Here is a 15,474-nt window from a genome sequence, read left to right as displayed (position 1 = left end):
GTCACGACAGGGACCGATCCGAGCAATGGGCGCGAGGGCGGACTCCGGGGTCTTGTCTTGTTCGCAATGGGAGGGGGATCGATGCTCAGCTATCGTAGGAGTGGCTTCACAGCGGCATGCCTCGCCATGGTGGGAATGCTGGCGTGCGGTTCGGATGAGCCGCCGGAGGAGCACGTCGGCACGGCTGTGTCCGCCATCGTCGCTGGCCCGGTCGGCACGGCGTCAGGGTTCGAGGATGATGATGGGAACCTCGCGCCGGGGCCGGCCCCCGACGGCTTCGACTGGAACAGCTTCGCCACGACCACGTGGACCGGGTCTGCGCCGAACCGGGCCACGACCAAGTCGACCGCGGGCTGGGACTTCGCCGGTTTCGAAGACCGGCAGGCCTCGAACAGCGACAATTCATTCGCCGGCGGGGTGAAGCAGGACAACAACTGTGCGTCGGTCGGCACGGGCAAGCCCCCGAACAAGGACGACCTCGAGCGGGCTTATTTTGCGACCAAGACCGTGAACGGGAACGTCTTTCTGAACCTCGCCTGGGTCCGCATCCCGCAGAACACGACCTCGCCGTCGGCGCACATTGGCTTCGAGTTCAACAAGGCCACGAGCGGCGCTTGTCCCGCCGGCTCGGGTGGTTTGGTCCAGCGGACCGCAGGCGACATGCTGATCGTGTACGACTTCGAGGGCGGTGCGACCAATACGCCGACCATCACCCTGCGGCGGTGGGTTACCTCCGGGCCATGCGAGGTAGGCAGCAGCTCCGCGCCATGTTGGGGGCCCGCCACGAACCTGACTGCGCTCGGGTTCGCCGAAGCGCGGGTCAATACATCTGGGGCAGTCACGGACGGGATCAGCCCCAGCCCCCCGGATAACCTCGGGACCAATGAATTCGGCGAGGCTGGGATCAACTTGACCGCCGCCGGGGTTTTCCAGCCGGGCGTCTGCGAGGGCTTTGGCAAGGCTTACGCGGTCAGCCGCTCTTCCGGAAACTCGGCGACCGCGGCGATGAAGGATCTCGTGGGCCCGGGCGACTTCAGGATCGCGAACTGCGGCGAGATCAATATCATCAAGCGCACCAACCCGCGGGGCCTCAACCAGAACTTCGGCTTCACCTCCACCATCCCCGGTAACACGAGCTTCAGCCTGAACGACGTCGGCAACACGACCTCGGACAGCGCAGGCAATACCAAGTCCATCACGCAGGTGCAGGCCGGCACGTACACGGTGACCGAGGGGGCCGACCCGGCCGGGTTCCAATTCACCAGCGTGAGCTGCACCGGCACGGGAGGTTCCACCGGGACGCAGGACCCGGCCACGCCGAAGGAGGTCGACATCAACCTCACGGCGGGCGGCTCGGTGACGTGCATCTACGTCAACAGCCAACAGCGCGGTGCCCTCAAGATCATCAAGAACTCGATCAAGGCCGGGGTTCCGTCGCTCCCCGGGGCGAGTTTCACCATCACGACGCCGGCCGGCAGCTCCATCCCCGTCACCACCGGTCCCGATGGCACCGCGTGCGTCGACAATCTGGACTTCGGCACCTACAACGTGACGGAGACGGGCGCGCCGAGCGGCTACGCAATCGACAATCCGAACGCGCAACCCGTGGTGGTGAGCGCGAACGGGACGTGCGCCAGTGGAGCGGCAACGGTCACGTTCACTGACACGCCGCTCACCAACATCGAGTGCAAGGCCACGAGCCAGGCCGTCAACGGCACCAAGAGCAAGATCACCTGCCGCGACGCGAGCGGCACTGTGATCGCAAGCTCGGGAGCGGCATTCATCGATCCCGCGACGGCCGCGGCCAACGGCCTGATGCCCGGGACCTACACCTGCATCATCGAAGTGGATCCCTGATCCACCTCCGATAGCGCCCTTCGCCGCCGCATCCACCTCCGCAGCGGCGGCGAAGGGCGCGCCTCGGCCTCGCGACGCCGGGACGCAAAGAAAGGACTTGCATCCGCTCCCCCCGATCCGTTCCAATCCGGACACCCCTGAAAAGGTCGGAGGAACGATGCCCACCATCCAGAGCGGAGGCAGCCCCGGGACACGGATCGAAGCCGGCGACGCTGTCCTCAGCGCCGCCGCTTCGATCGATACGAGTCCCATCGCCGGGCGGATCGCCGCGTTCGAGAAGATCCACACAAGCTACAGCGCCGCGGCGGCCGCCGCGCAAAAGGCAGCCGAGGCCCTGCGCGCGCAGCAGGAGAAGGTCGCCGAGGCCGACGTCGATCAAGACGGTTCGGTCGATACCCTCGCGAGCGTGCTGCCGGCCGACGGATTGCCCCGCGCCAATCCGTTCAAGCCCTTCGGCGTCGCCGCGCCCAACAAGGTCAAGGAGCTCGGGTACGCCAGGGAGGCCAAAGTCCTCCTCGGCCTGGAGAAGGCCATTCTCAAAAAGAAGGCCTCGTTCTCCCAGCAAAGCCTCGACGCCGCGAAGGCGACCGGCAATGCCGCCCGCAAGGTCGAGGCCGCCATCAAGCCCATCGCGAAGCTCGAAAAGGCGCGCGCGGACGCGATGGCGAAGCGGGATGCGCTGGAGCAGGCCTGGGAGACGGCCTTTGCGAGCCTCAAGCGCGGCGCCAAGGCCGCCGAGGACGACGGGCACCGCGGGCTCTATGCGGCGCTGTTCGAGAGGGCAGCCCCGGCGAAGAAGAAGTCACGCGCGAAAAAGGCGGACGACGCCAGCGCCCCTGCCCAGCCCTGATCCATCACTCAGAACACGACGGCCACGGGACGTTGCGGAGGTAATACTCCCACGTCTGGAAGTTCGACGTGTTGCTCCGCTGCACCTGCCCGCTCGTGCACCAGCGATTCTCGGTCCACGACGTCCCGCGCGCGAGGCACTGGTATTGCACCATCGCGCGTTTCGGCCCGGCGCAGCCGTGAAACTTGTACTGCAGGCAGCTCTCCATGTCGGGCGTGACGTTCACCTTTTGCTCGGAGATCACGCTCGCCGTGTCACACGCGTCGCCGGTCCCGTCTCCATCGCAATCGGATTGCGACGGATTCACGACGCGCGGGCAGTTGTCCGAGATGTCCGAGACGCCGTCGCTGTCGGTATCGATGGGGCCACGGAATTCCGCCTGGCCTGCGGAGGCCACGTGGATCGTTCCGGACATCGTCCCGAGCGCGGCGAACAGCACCGCAATACGAATGGCTCGCTTTGTTCCACGCATGTGATCCCCTGCCGAGCAGGAAGTGCGCCGAGCCTAGACGTATCGCCCCGGGAGGGCCAAATTCCAGGGTTCGGCGCAGCTTCCGGCAGGGGAAATCAGGCGAAAATGTAGCGACGCTGCTTCGCGGCCGCGAGCAGATCCGCGCGGTGATCGGGGTGCGCGATGTCGATGAGCGCGAGCGCGCGCTGGCGAATGTTTTTGCCCCAAAGATCGGCAATACCGTGCTCGGTCACCACGTAATGGACGTCGCCACGGCTCGTCACGATGCCCGCGCCGGCCTCGAGTGTCGCCGCGATGCGGCTGACCGTGCCTTTTTTCGCCGTCGAGCGCATCGCGATGATCGGCTTGCCCCCGCGGCTCCGCGCCGCGCCGCGGATGAAATCCACCTGGCCGCCGATGCCCGAGAAGAAACGCCCGGCGAGCGTGTCGGCCGCGACCTGGCCCGTCAGATCGATCGCCAGCGCCGCGTTGATCGCGATCATCTGGTCGTTCCGCGCGATCGTGAACGGGTCGTTCGTGAAGCTGGACGAGCGCATCTCGAGGAAGGGGTTGTCGTGCACCCAGCGGTAGAGCGCGCGGCTTCCCATCACGAACGAGGTCACGATCTTCCCCGGCAAGAGCGTCTTCTTGCGGCAGGTGATCACGCCTTTTTGGACGAGGTGCATCACGCCGTCGGAAAACATCTCCGTGTGGATGCCGAGATCGTGGTGGCCTTCGAGCGCGGCGAGCGCCGCGTCCGGGATCTTGCCGATGCCCATCTGCAGCGTCGCGCCGTCCGGCACCAGGCTCGCCACGTGGCGGCCGATCGCCCGGTCGACGTCGTCGAGCGGCTCGGCTTCGCGCTCCGGGAGCTCGTCGTCGACGGGCACGAGGTGCGCGATCCGATCCACGTGCAGAAACGAGTCGCCATGGGTCCGCGGCATGCGCGGGTTCACCTCGGCGAGCACGAGATCGGCCGTGTCGATCGCGGCGCGCACGATGTCCACCGACACGCCGAGGCTCACGTAGCCGTGCTCGTCCGGCGGCGAGACCTGCACGAGCGCCACGTCGATCTTCACGCGGCCCGAGCAGATGAGCTGCGGGATCTCCGACAAGAAGACGGGCATGAAGTCGGCGCGCCCCTCGGCCACCGCGTCGCGCACGTTCGCGCCGATGAAAAACGCCGTGTGACGGAAGCGTTTTTCGAGCCCCGGCTTCACGTACGGTGCGGGGCCGAGCGTGAGCAGATGGACGATCTCGTTGCCTTCGAGGTGCGTCCCTTTCTCGGTCATCGCCTCGACGAGCCGCGCCGGCTCCGCCGCGCCCGAGCCGATGAGGATGCGGCGTCCCTTGGGGATCGCCCGTATCGCGCCTTCGGCTGTCGTGATCTTGTCCGCGAAACGCTCGCGCCAATTCATCCGGTTCCCTGTCCTCTCGTCACGCTTCTTCGCGCATGAGGGCGCGGTACGCCATCTGATCTTCGTACATGCGCAGGAACACCTGGTGCTTCCGGTCGTGGAAGCGCGCGACCTCGCCGCCCGTGGGTGCGACGACCGCGCCGGCCTCGCTCATCGCGCCCATCGCCGCGAGCACCGTCGGCTGATCGCCCGAGGCCACGGCGCCGAGGATCGCCGCGCCGAGCAGGACCGCCTCGGGCTCGCGGGGGAGGATCACGCGGCAGCCCGTCACGTCCGCGTGTTCCCGTACGAAGATCGGGTTTTTCGTGTCCCCGCCCGTCGCGTAGAGCGCCTCGATCCGATACCCCGCGTGGTTCATCGCCGCGAGGATGTGCCGCGTCCCGTGCGCGAGCGCCTGGATCGTCGCGAGGTACAGGACCGAAAGCGCATCCACGTCGTCCGCGAGCCCGAGCCCGCTCACCATGCCCTTGAGCGTCGGATCGGCCCGCGGCGACCGGTTTCCGTGGTGATCCGGCAGCACGTGCACGTCCCGCGTGATCTCCGCAGGGAAGGCGTGTTTCGCGGCGAGCGCATCGAGCCGCTCGTTCAAGAGCGCGTACACCGTCGTCCCGCGCCGACGCGCTTCCTCGGCGAGCTCGGGCCCCCGCGCGTGCGAATGCACGACGTGATCGATCAGCGCGCCGGTCGCGCTTTGCCCGCCCTCCGTGAGCCAGAGGCCCGGGATCATCGCCGAGTTGTACGGTCCCCACACGCCCGGCACGAAGCGCGCTTCGCGGGACGAGGCCATGTGGCACGTCGACGTCCCGCCGATGAGCGCGAGCCGCTCCTCCATCGCGGCCTCGTCCGGCGCAACTCCATTCGTTGGGATCCCAAGCAAACCGAGACCGCCGGCGTGCGCGTCGATGATCGGCACCGCCACGGCCGTCCCGGCGCGGAGGCCCAGCTCGGCCGCGGCGCGCTCGGTCAAACCGCCGGCGCGCTCGCCCATCGGACGCACGCGTGTTCCGATGCGTCCATACCCCTCGTCGACGAGATCGCCGAGGCCGATCGAGCGGAAATACGCGTCGTCCCAGCGCCCGATGCTCCCGTCCGCGCCGGGCTCGTGCCCGAGGTACGTCCACTTGCAGACCGTCGTGCAGAGCGACCGCACGTCGTTGCCCGTCGCGCGATAGGCCAGGAAATCCGGCAGATCCAGGAAGCGCGCCGCGCGCCGGTAGCTCGCGGCGAGGTGCGCCTTGAGCCAGACGAGCTTCGGCGTCTGCATCTCCGGCGAGATCACGCCGCCCACGTACCGCAGGACCTCGTGACCGCCCGCGTTGATGCGCGCCGCCTGCTCGATCGCGCGGTGATCCATCCACACGATCACGTTCCAGCGATCGTCGCCCGTGGGGCTGACGGTCACGGGGCGATCTTCGCCGTCGAGCAGCACGAGCGAACACGTCGCGTCGAACCCCACGCCCACCACGAGCTCGGGACGATCGCCCGCCTCGCGGAGGGCCACGCGCGTGGCCTCGCATGCGGCCGTCCAGATCTCGTCGGACGACTGCTCGACGAAGTCCGGCGCGGGGCGGTGGAGCGCGATCGGACGCACGCCGATCCCGAGCTTGCGTCCTTGGCCGTCGAAGAGGGCGGCGCGTACGCTGCCTGTGCCCACGTCGATCCCGAGATAGTGACGGTCTTGCATCCTGGCCGATTATACTCCGCGCCCATGTTTGGCCGGACCCTTCGTTTCGCCCTCGTGCTCGTCGCGACGCTGCTTCTGCTCTCGTGCAACCGCAAGGAGGGCGGCGCGAAGAAGATCGCCGTCATCCCCAAGGGCACGACGCACGAGTTCTGGAAGGCCGTGCACGCGGGCGCCGTCAAAGCCTCGCGCGAGATCGGCGTGGAGATCGTGTGGAAGGGCCCGCTCGCGGAGGACGATCTCAAGGGACAGATCGATGTCGTGCAGAGCTTCGTCGCCCAGGGCGTAAGCGGCATCGTGCTCGCGCCGCTCAACGACAAGGCGCTCGAAAAACCCGTCGCGGGAGCGGTGGCGGCGAACATCCCCGTCGTGATCTTCGACTCGGATCTCGCGGGGAGCGCCCACAAGAGCTTCGTCGCGACCGACAACCTCGCGGCCGGCCGGCTCGCCGGCGAGAAGCTTGCCGCGCTGCTCGGGCAGAAGGGCAAGATCGCGGTGCTCCGTTACCAGGAGGGCTCGGCGAGCACGCAGAAACGCGAGGAGGGCTTTCTCGAGGCCATCCGGAAGATCCCGGACATCAAGGTCGTGAGCGACAACCAGTACGGCGGCGCCACCACGGAGAGCGCCTTCGAGAAGGCCGAGAGCCTGCTCGCCGCGCAGAACGCCGGCAGCGGCGGCGTGGACGGTGTTTTCTGCCCCAACGAATCGACCACGTTCGGGATGCTGCTCGCGCTCCGGAAGGCGGGTCTCGCCGGCAAGATCAAGTTCGTCGGGTTCGACGCGTCGGAGAAGCTCGTGAGCGCGCTCCGGGACGGGCACGTGGACGCGCTCGTCGTGCAGGATCCCTTCAAGATCGGCTACGAGGCGGTGCGCACGATGGCCGAGGTCCTCGCGGGCAAGGCCGTGCCGCCGCGCATCGACACGGGCGCCGTGGTCGTCGACAAGGCGAGTCTCGACAAACCGGAGACGAAGGCGATCGTCGCGCCCGACCTCACGCCGTGGCTCGGCAAGTGAGCGGTCTCGTCGCGCGCGGCGTGGCGAAGGCCTACGGCGCGACGATCGCGCTCGCCGGGGTCGATCTCGAGGTCCGCGCGGGCGAGGTGCACGCGCTGCTCGGCGAGAACGGCGCGGGCAAGAGCACCCTCGTGAAGATCCTGGCCGGCGCGGTCAAGCCGGACGGCGGGACGCTCACGCTCGACGGCGCGCCTTACGCGCCGAGAGACCCCGCCGCCGCCCGCGCGGCAGGCGTGCGCCTCGTCAGCCAGGAGCGCGCGCTCTGCCCGCACATGACCGTGGAGGAAAACGTCCTGCTCGGCGGCGAGCCCACGCGGCTCGGCGTCCTCAAGCGCGAGGAAGCGCGGGGGGTCGCGGCGCGCGCGCTCCTCGCGATCGATCCTTCGGGCGCGAAGAAACATCGCTTGCGGCCCGACGCGCTCGTGCGGGACCTCGGCCCCGGAGAGCGGCAGCTCGTGGAGATCGCGCGCGCCATCACCGAGCCGCGTTGCCGCTTGCTCCTGCTCGACGAGCCTACGTCGAGCCTCGGCGCCGACGATGTCGAGGCCCTCTTCTCCGTCGTCGCGCGCCTGCGCGAGGCCGGCCTCGCCATCGTGTACATCTCGCACCACCTCGACGAGATCCGCCGCATCGCCGATTGCTTCACGGTCATCCGTGACGGCCGCACGGCCGGGACTGGGCGCGTCGCGGAGGCCACGCCTGCGGACATCGTCACCATGATGGCCGGTCGATCCATCGAGGATCTCTACCCCCGATCGCCGCGTGTCCCCGGCGACGTCGTCCTCGGGGCGCGTGATCTCGCGGGCGCGGGTTTGCCCGTGCGCGCGAGCTTCGAGCTTCGCCGTGGCGAGGTGCTCGGCATCGCCGGCCTCGTCGGCTCGGGCCGCACCGAGCTTCTCCGCGCGATCTTTGGCCTCGAACGCGTGCGCCGCGGCGAGGTCCGCGTGGGCGCGTACGTCGGCCCGGCCTCGCCAGCGGCCCGGCTCGCGCAGGGCGTGGGCTTGCTCAGCGAGGATCGTGGCGGCGAGGGCCTCGCGCTTGGGCTTTCGATCGCGGACAACGTCACGCTTTCGCGGCTCGTCGGCCTGGGACCGCTCGGGTTCGTCGCGCCTTCTCGCATGCGCGCGGCGGCCGCGCGGTTCATCGAGAAGCTCGGCATCGTCTGCGCGGGCCCCGACGCGCCCACCTCGTCGCTCTCGGGCGGCAACCAGCAGAAGGTCGCGCTCGCGCGGCTGCTATACCACGACGTCGACGTGCTCCTGCTCGACGAGCCCACGCGCGGCGTGGACGTGGGCGCCCGCGCCGCGATCTACGCGCTCATCGACCGGCTCGCGTGTGAATCGAACAAGGCCGTGCTCGTGGTGTCGAGCTCGGCCGAGGAGCTCGTGGGGATCGCGGATCGCATCGCGGTCATGCACAAGGGCGAGCTCGGCCCGGCGCGGCCGGTGGGTGAGCTCGATGTCCGCGCGGTGATGCTGGAGCAGGCAGGGGCCTCATGAAGTACTTGCGTAAGTACCCGTTCCTCGGCCCGCTCGTGGCCGTCGTCGTCGTTTACGTGATCTTCGCGATCGTCGCGGGTGGCTCGTTCACGCGGGCGGAGAACCTCACGACGATGGCTGGCCAGACTGTGGTCGTCGGGATCGCGGCGAGTGGCATGACGCTCGTGATCCTGCTCGGCGGGATCGATCTCTCGGTCGGCTCGAACGTCGCGCTCTCCACGGTCGTCTGCGCGCTCTGCCTGAAAGAGGGCGCGCCCGCGATCCTCGCTGCCGTGGCGGCCATGGCGAGCGGGCTCGTTGCGGGGCTCTTGAACGGCGCGCTTGTCACGACGTTGCGGATCACGCCGTTCATCGTGACGCTCGGCACGATGCGGGCGCTTCGCGGCCTCGCGAAGGGGCTCGCGGACGAGCAGAAGATCGACGCGCCTTCCTCGGGCATCGAGGCCCTCGTCGCCCCGCTCCCGCCTGGCTACGGCTGGGCCCTGTTTCCGCCGGGCGTGTGGATCATGCTGGCCACCTCCGCGCTCGTGGCCGCGATGCTTGTGTACACCAAAGGCGGCCGGCACATCGTGGCCATCGGCTCGAACGAGGCCACGGCGCGGCTCTGCGGCGTGCGCGTGGAGCGCGTGAAATGGCTCGTCTACGGCCTTGCGGGCCTCTTCGCCGGGCTCGCGGGTGTGATGGAGTTCTCGACGTTGACGGTTGGGGATCCAACGGACTCGATTGGCCTCGAGCTCGAGGTGATCGCGGCTGTGGTGATTGGCGGCGGCTCCCTCGCGGGTGGTGAAGGCTCGGTTGCGGGCGCGCTCTTTGGCGCCCTCCTGATGACCGTGATCCGCACGGGATCGACCTACCTTGGCATCGACAACTGGGTGCAGGACATCGTGACGGGCGGGATCGTCGTGACCGCGGTCGCGCTCGATCGCGCGCGGCGCGCGAGCGAAACGCGCCGCTGAACCGATGCCCCTTGGATCGACCGCATCGCGGTCGATCCACCACCGGTCCAGCGCTTGCGCTGGTCCGGGTCCAGGGGTGGACAACCCCTGGTCGGGCCCGGGGTGAAACCCCGGCGCAACGCCGTGAAAACCCCTAACTCGCCTCGCGCAGCCCTGCGAGCAACGACACCAGCTCGGAGGGCTCGAACGGCTTCGCGAGGTGCGCGCGGTAGCCTGCGGCGAGTGCGCGTTCTCGGTCCTCTGGCCGCGCGAATGCGGTCACTGCGACGGCGACGACCTCCTTTCCGTGCCCGTTCCGGCGCGCCCGGAGCTCCCGCAGGAGCGCGTATCCATCCATGTCTGGCATGCCGATGTCGCTCACGATGAGATCGATCGTCTGCGATGCCGACACGTCGAGCGCCTCCGCGGCCGAGGAGGCTGTGCACACGACTGCCTCGTGCTCCTCCAGCACGCGCTTCACGAGCTCCCGTGAATCGGCCTCGTCGTCGACCACGAGCACCGCCACGCCTTGCAGGTTTCGCGGATCGTTTGCGCGCACGCTTGGGGGCAGCCGCGAGGGGGGACGGCTGCGCTCGCTGGCCTCGCAGGGCAGCTCGACCTTGAACGTTGCGCCTTTGCCGTGGCCCTCGCTCTCGGCGCACACCACGCCCCCGTGCAGCTCGACGAGACGCTTCACGATGGAAAGCCCCAGGCCGAGACCGCCGTGCCGCCGCGCCATCGAGGAGTCGGCCTGGCGGAATCGTTCGAACAGAAACGGAAGGAACTCGGGCGCGATGCCCTGACCCGTGTCCCGCACGGTGATCACTGCGCCCTCGCCCTCTTGCTTCAGGTTGACCTCGACGCGCCCGCCCTTCGGCGTGAACTTGATTGCGTTCGAGACCAGGTTCCACACGATCTGCTGCAGGCGCGCCGGGTCGCCGCGCACCGCGACGCGCGCTGGATCCGGGGGCCCGCGCAGTGCGACGCCCTTGGCTTCCGCGGAGGCGCGACAGGCCTCGATGGCGGCTTCCACCACGGGCGAGAGCTGCGTTGGCTCGAGCTCCACGTGGATCTTGCCTGCGACGATGCGGCTCACGTCGAGCAGATCGTTGATGAGCTGCGCCTGGAGGTGCGTGTTCCGCTCGATCACGGCGAGCCCCTTGGCGAGCTGCTCCGGCCGGATCCCGGGCCGTTGCACGAGCTGCGCCCAGCCGAGGATCGCGTTCAGCGGTGTGCGCAGCTCGTGCGACAGCGTCGCGAGGAACTCGTCCTTCATGCGGCTCGCCCGCTCGGCCTCGGCTCGCGCTGCGCGCTCGCTCTCCAGCAGGAACAGACGCTCGATGGCGGCCTTCTTCTCCTCGGTCACGTCGCGGCTGATCCCCACGATCCGGGCCAGCTTGCCTTCCTCGTCGTAGGTGATGCGCCCGAGCGAATGGATCCAGCGCTCGCCTTTCTCCGGGTGCAGGATGCGGAACTCGTGCGTGAAGTCTGGCCTCCGCTCCGCCGTGCGACGAGCCATGTCGGCGTCGGCCTCCGGCAGGTCGGCCGGATGCACCCGGCTGCGCCAGTCGGCGAGGCGGAGCGGGCGGTTCTTCAGGTCGTGCCCGTAGAGCTCGTACTGGGTGTCGGACCACGTGTAGAGGTCGCTCGCGACGTCGTACTCCCACCACCCGGCCTTCGCCCCGTCGAGCGCCATGCGCAGCCGATCCGCGCTCTCGGCGAGGGCGGCTGCGGCCTCCCTTTGCTCGGTGACCTCCTCGCAGACCACGTTGATGCCGACGATGGTCCCGCTCGCATCCCGCAGCGGGAAAAAGCTCTCCATCCAGACCCGCTTCTTGCCGGGCTGGGCGGGCGTCTCGCCGACGAGCTCCACGTCCTTTTGTGGCACGCCCGTCTCCAGGATTTGGCGCAGCATCGGCTCGGCCACGTCCGCGATGTTCGGCAGAAGCTCGCGCACCGAGCGGCCGATGTGCGCGGCGGAGGAAATGCCGTTGATCTCGGCGAGCCGCTGGTTGATTCGTACCCAGCGGAGCTCCCGATCGAGCACGCAGAGCCCGATCGGCGCGGCGGCATACGTCGCTTCGAGCTCGGCGAGCTGGCGGCGCGCGACGGCCTCGCTCTCCCGCAGCGCCTCCTCGGCCCTTCGCGCGACCCGGAGGGAAGCCATGACCTCGCGCTCGCTCGCTTCCAGCGCGGCCGCGCGTTCGGCGATGCTCCGTTCGAGCTCCGCATTGCGACGACGAACCTCGGCCTCGGCTCGAATACGCGCTTCGAGATCACGCGAAACGGCGGCCTCTCGCGCGCGCCGCGCTCGCTCGTTGAGCACGCTGATGCCGAGCCCCGTGATCACGAACAGGGCGAGGCGCGCCTGATCCGCGAGCGAATCGACGTGCAGACTGCCGAGCGGGCTCAGGAAGAGCACGAGCCCGAGGAACCCGCAGAGACACGTGGTGAAGATGCCCGCCCAGAGCCCGCCGTACGCGGCGGCGATGGCTACGGGCAGGAGCAGGGCGAGGAGGGGAGCATTGCCGTCCAACCACGGTTCCAGGGAGAACCGGACGAGGACGATGACGAGCATGACTGCGATCGAGAGGCCGTAGGCGTGCGGCCACGTCTTCCCGGGCCCCGGCCCGACATGATCGCTCCGGGGGGCCTCGAGCCGCGCTGCGCGGCATTCGTCGGCTGTTTGCATCGACCCTCGCTCGGAACGGCGGAACCGAGGCGCTTCCGTCTCGCTCGACAAGGCTAACGAGAACGCAACACGTTGGCAACGTGGACTGCATTCTCGTCTCGCTCGCCTACGCCCGGTCGATATCCCTGAAAAAGATACCGACCGAGCGGAGCGTTCGTGCGCCCTAGCCCGCCCGATCGGCCAGGATTCGTACCTTGAAGCCGAGCTCGCGCGACAGCGCGACCATCTCGTCGAACACGTCCCCGTAGGCCACGGCCACGTGGTTCGAGAGGTAATGCGCCATCAGCGTATCGCGGCCGATGCCCATATCCGCGGCCATGAACGGCCATTCCCGCGTCGTGCCCTCCCACCAGGCATCACGCACCGCGGGCGGGAGTTTTACCACTTCACCCTTGCCGATATCCATCCAGAGCGCGCCTTCCTTGATGTACGTGCGCGCCCAGGTCATGGCCCCGGGCAAACTCTCGCCCGCGAGCGTGCCGCCCGGCGTCGGGAAATACATCGCCGGCTGCCTGTAGCTATGCGCGCCGCGCAGCGTGTCCTTGTCGTGGTTGAACGCGTATGCGCCGCACGATCCCGAGTTCAGGAGCACCCACAAGAATCGCCCCTCGTGCTCGGCTCCCCAGCGCACGTCGTGGAACATCACGGCCTCGTGCAGGCCTTTTTCCCGCAGGAGACGCTTCATCAGCTCCATCGGGATGGCGTTGCCCTGATCGGCCTCGGTCGCACACGCGATCGTCGTGCCGTTCGATTCGGGCCGGCAGGCCGAGTTGAACAGGCCCTCGGCGAGGTCCGAGGGCGGGCGCAGCGGGATCAGCCCGAGCTGGTATTGCCAGCCCAGACAATCGGCCTTGTATTCGTTCACCATGTCGAGCACCACGAGGTAATCGCGGAGCTGCTCGCGCGTGGCGCGCTCGTCGAAATCGGCCGCGCCGTTCTCGCCCCAGTGGAACGTGAGCCCCCGATCCTTCACGAACCGGAGCGCGTCGTCGATCCGTTTTTCCGAGATTCCGCGGCCCCGATCGATGATCCAGGCCTGATCGATCTTGTGCTCCGTGAACCCGTGCTTGTTCAGGAGCCGCGGCCCGAAATACCCGTTGATCATGCCCATCGAGGTGTCGCCGAGCATGAGCAGGAGCACCCGCCGCTTGTGGATCTCCGCGGCCACCTTCCGGGCGATCGCCTCCGCCGCCGGCGCGACCGGGCCGGGCTCGCGGATCGCGTCCTCGGGCCAGGTGAGGCGGCCCGTCCGACACCATGTATCGAGCCGATCCATGAATGCCTTGTCTGCGGTCCAGTCCTCCGCGTCCGTCCAGATCCGCGAGAACGGCCGATCCAGGCTCTCCAGGCAGGCGCCCGTGTTCAGGAGGCCCACGAGACCCGGCCAGCGGCCCGAGAAATTCGAGGCCAGGAGCAAGGGGTTTTCCTTGCCGACCACGCCGTCCGTCGTGTGTGGCCCGTAAAACCAGTGCACGCACACGCCGATCATCGGATCGTCGATCGGCCCGAGCTTCTCGATGGACTCGTGGGGTTTGGACAGGAACCCTTCGACCCGGTAGGGCGAATGGCCGAGCTTCTGGAGCGCGCGCTCCATCTGGATCGTCGCGGCCGTGATGCTGGGGACAGCGACCTCGTTGGGCTTGGCCCGCGCGTCGCCGGGCCAGAACAGGGCGATCTTCTTCATCGCCCTGCAATCGACCACACGGCGGCCGGCGTCAAGCGCGCTCGAAGAGCCTCTCGTGCAGCACCGCGGCCGCCGCGCCTACGTCCTTGTCGGCCACGAGCATCGTCAGGCTGATGCTCTTCATGCCGTAACTCACCATTTCCACGTTCACGCCTGCGTCCGCGACGGCCTGCAAGATCGCCGCGCCAAGCCCCGCCTGCTCCGCGAGCTTCCGGCCCACCACGACCATCAGCGTCTTTCCCGCCTCGACCCGCACCTCGCCGAGCCGCTCGAGGTCCGAAAGCGCGCGCTCCAGAGGCTCGCGCCGGTCCGTCGTGAACGACACGCTCACCTCCGAGGTCGCGATCATGTCGACCACGACCTCGTGCCGCCCGAGCGCCTGGAACGCCTCGCCGAGGAAACCCGCCGCCCCGAACATGCGCGTCGACAGCATCGTCACGGCGAGCTGCCCTTCCTTGTAGGCGATGCTCGTCGCGGGCAGCTCGCTCGCGGGCGCGGACTCGCGGATGACCGTGCCGGGGTGCTCGGGCCGGTTCGTGTTGAGCACGCGGACCGGGATGTTCTTCTGCATCGCCGGAACGAGCGTCGACGGGTGCAGGACGCGGCTGCCGAAGTAGGCGAGCTCCGCGGCCTCGTCGAAGCGCATCTCGGAGATCGAGCGGGCCTTCTTCACGACGCTCGGATCCGCGGTCATCACGCCGTCGGTGTCGCTCCAGATCTCGACCTCCTCGGCGGCGATCGCGGCGCCGACGAGCGTCGCCGTGAGATCACTGCCGTTGCGGCCGACGGTCGTGATGTCGCCGGCCTCGGTTTTCCCGACGAAGCCCGTCACGATCGGCACGACGCCGGCCGGCACGCGCTCGCGCACCGCGCGCTGCATCGCGGCCTCGTAGCCGGGCAGGGGACGCGCCGAGCCGAACGCCGCGTCCGTGAGGAAGCCGAGATCCCAGACGTCGAAGGCCTGCGCCGGAAAACCTTGTCGCGTGAAGAAGTCGGCGATGACCCGCACGGCCATGCGCTCGCCGAAGCTCGCGGCGTAGTCGAGGCTGCGCAAGCTGAGCTCCCGCACGAGCGACAGGCCCCGGTAGAGGGCCGAGATCTCCTCGAAAAAGGGCGCGAGCAGGGCGTCGTCGCAGCCGAGCTCGCGGGCGATCGCGGTCTGGCGCTCGATCACGCGCTCGGGGGCGTAGACGCCGCGGGCGGCCTCGCGCGCGCCCGAGAGCAGCGCGTCGGTCATGCCTTTGTGGGCCGAGCTCACGACGAGCGGCGTACGCGCCGCGCGCCCGCGGACGATCGCGAGCACCTTCTCGATCTGCTTGCGGTTGGCGACGGAGCTGCCGCCGAACTTCATGACGATCATGGCGGCCGGACGGTAGCGCAGTGCGTCGAAACG

11 protein-coding genes are annotated in these 15,474 nt (G+C 68.7%); 5 read left to right on the top strand and 6 right to left on the bottom strand.

Going from position 1 to position 15,474, the window contains the following annotated elements:
• Positions 1–81: 81 nt before the first annotated feature.
• Positions 82–1,857, top strand: a complete 1,776-nt coding sequence (locus tag KEG57_RS35545; protein WP_272426665.1) for an MSCRAMM family protein — start codon at positions 82–84, stop codon at positions 1,855–1,857.
• Between the two features lie 157 nt (positions 1,858–2,014).
• Positions 2,015–2,707: a hypothetical protein gene (locus tag KEG57_RS35540; protein ID WP_272426666.1), complete on the top strand. Its 693-nt coding sequence runs from the start codon at positions 2,015–2,017 to the stop codon at positions 2,705–2,707.
• A gap of 4 nt (positions 2,708–2,711) precedes the next feature.
• Here KEG57_RS35540 and KEG57_RS35535 read toward each other — a convergent pair whose 3' ends face one another.
• The 3 genes from KEG57_RS35535 to KEG57_RS35525 form a co-directional block, all read right to left on the bottom strand.
• Complete coding sequence (locus tag KEG57_RS35535; protein WP_272426667.1) at positions 2,712–3,179, bottom strand: thrombospondin type 3 repeat-containing protein; 468 nt, start codon at positions 3,177–3,179, stop codon at positions 2,712–2,714.
• 95 nt (positions 3,180–3,274) lie between these two features.
• The gene (locus KEG57_RS35530; RefSeq protein WP_272426668.1) at positions 3,275–4,576 is read right to left on the bottom strand and encodes an acetyl-CoA hydrolase/transferase family protein; all 1,302 of its coding nucleotides are present in this window, start codon (positions 4,574–4,576) and stop codon (positions 3,275–3,277) included.
• Between the two features lie 19 nt (positions 4,577–4,595).
• On the bottom strand, positions 4,596–6,260 hold the full coding sequence (locus KEG57_RS35525) for an FGGY-family carbohydrate kinase (RefSeq protein WP_272426669.1): 1,665 nt from the start codon (positions 6,258–6,260) through the stop codon (positions 4,596–4,598).
• A gap of 24 nt (positions 6,261–6,284) precedes the next feature.
• Between KEG57_RS35525 and KEG57_RS35520 the strand changes: the two genes are divergently transcribed.
• From KEG57_RS35520 to KEG57_RS35510, 3 genes are read left to right on the top strand one after another with little or no spacing between them, the layout of a single operon-like run.
• Positions 6,285–7,271 carry an ABC transporter substrate-binding protein gene (locus KEG57_RS35520; RefSeq protein ID WP_272426670.1) on the top strand — a complete coding sequence of 329 codons (987 nt, stop codon included), beginning with the start codon at positions 6,285–6,287 and terminating at the stop codon, positions 7,269–7,271.
• Positions 7,268–8,770: a sugar ABC transporter ATP-binding protein gene (locus tag KEG57_RS55805; RefSeq protein WP_272426671.1), complete on the top strand. Its 1,503-nt coding sequence runs from the start codon at positions 7,268–7,270 to the stop codon at positions 8,768–8,770. The genes KEG57_RS35520 and KEG57_RS55805 overlap by 4 nt, the downstream gene beginning before the upstream one ends.
• Complete coding sequence (locus KEG57_RS35510; protein WP_272426672.1) at positions 8,767–9,726, top strand: ABC transporter permease; 960 nt, start codon at positions 8,767–8,769, stop codon at positions 9,724–9,726. Before KEG57_RS55805 ends, KEG57_RS35510 begins: the two co-directional genes overlap by 4 nt.
• Before the next feature lie 133 nt (positions 9,727–9,859).
• On the opposite strand, the gene KEG57_RS35505 is transcribed toward KEG57_RS35510, so the two are convergent.
• The 3 genes from KEG57_RS35505 to KEG57_RS35495 all read right to left on the bottom strand — a co-directional run bounded on the left by KEG57_RS35505 (position 9,860) and on the right by KEG57_RS35495 (position 15,441).
• Positions 9,860–12,397 carry a hybrid sensor histidine kinase/response regulator gene (locus tag KEG57_RS35505; RefSeq protein WP_272426673.1) on the bottom strand — a complete coding sequence of 846 codons (2,538 nt, stop codon included), beginning with the start codon at positions 12,395–12,397 and terminating at the stop codon, positions 9,860–9,862.
• Between the two features lie 163 nt (positions 12,398–12,560).
• Complete coding sequence (locus KEG57_RS35500) at positions 12,561–14,081, bottom strand: hypothetical protein (RefSeq protein ID WP_272426674.1); 1,521 nt, start codon at positions 14,079–14,081, stop codon at positions 12,561–12,563.
• Between the two features lie 31 nt (positions 14,082–14,112).
• Entirely contained in the window at positions 14,113–15,441 is a 1,329-nt protein-coding gene (locus KEG57_RS35495) for an aspartate kinase (protein ID WP_272426675.1), read from the bottom strand.
• Positions 15,442–15,474: the final 33 nt, after the last annotated feature.

This window comes from Polyangium jinanense (assembly GCF_028435365.1).
The sequence above is the reverse complement of the archived record's forward strand: the minus strand, read 5'-3'. Positions and strand labels throughout refer to the sequence as shown.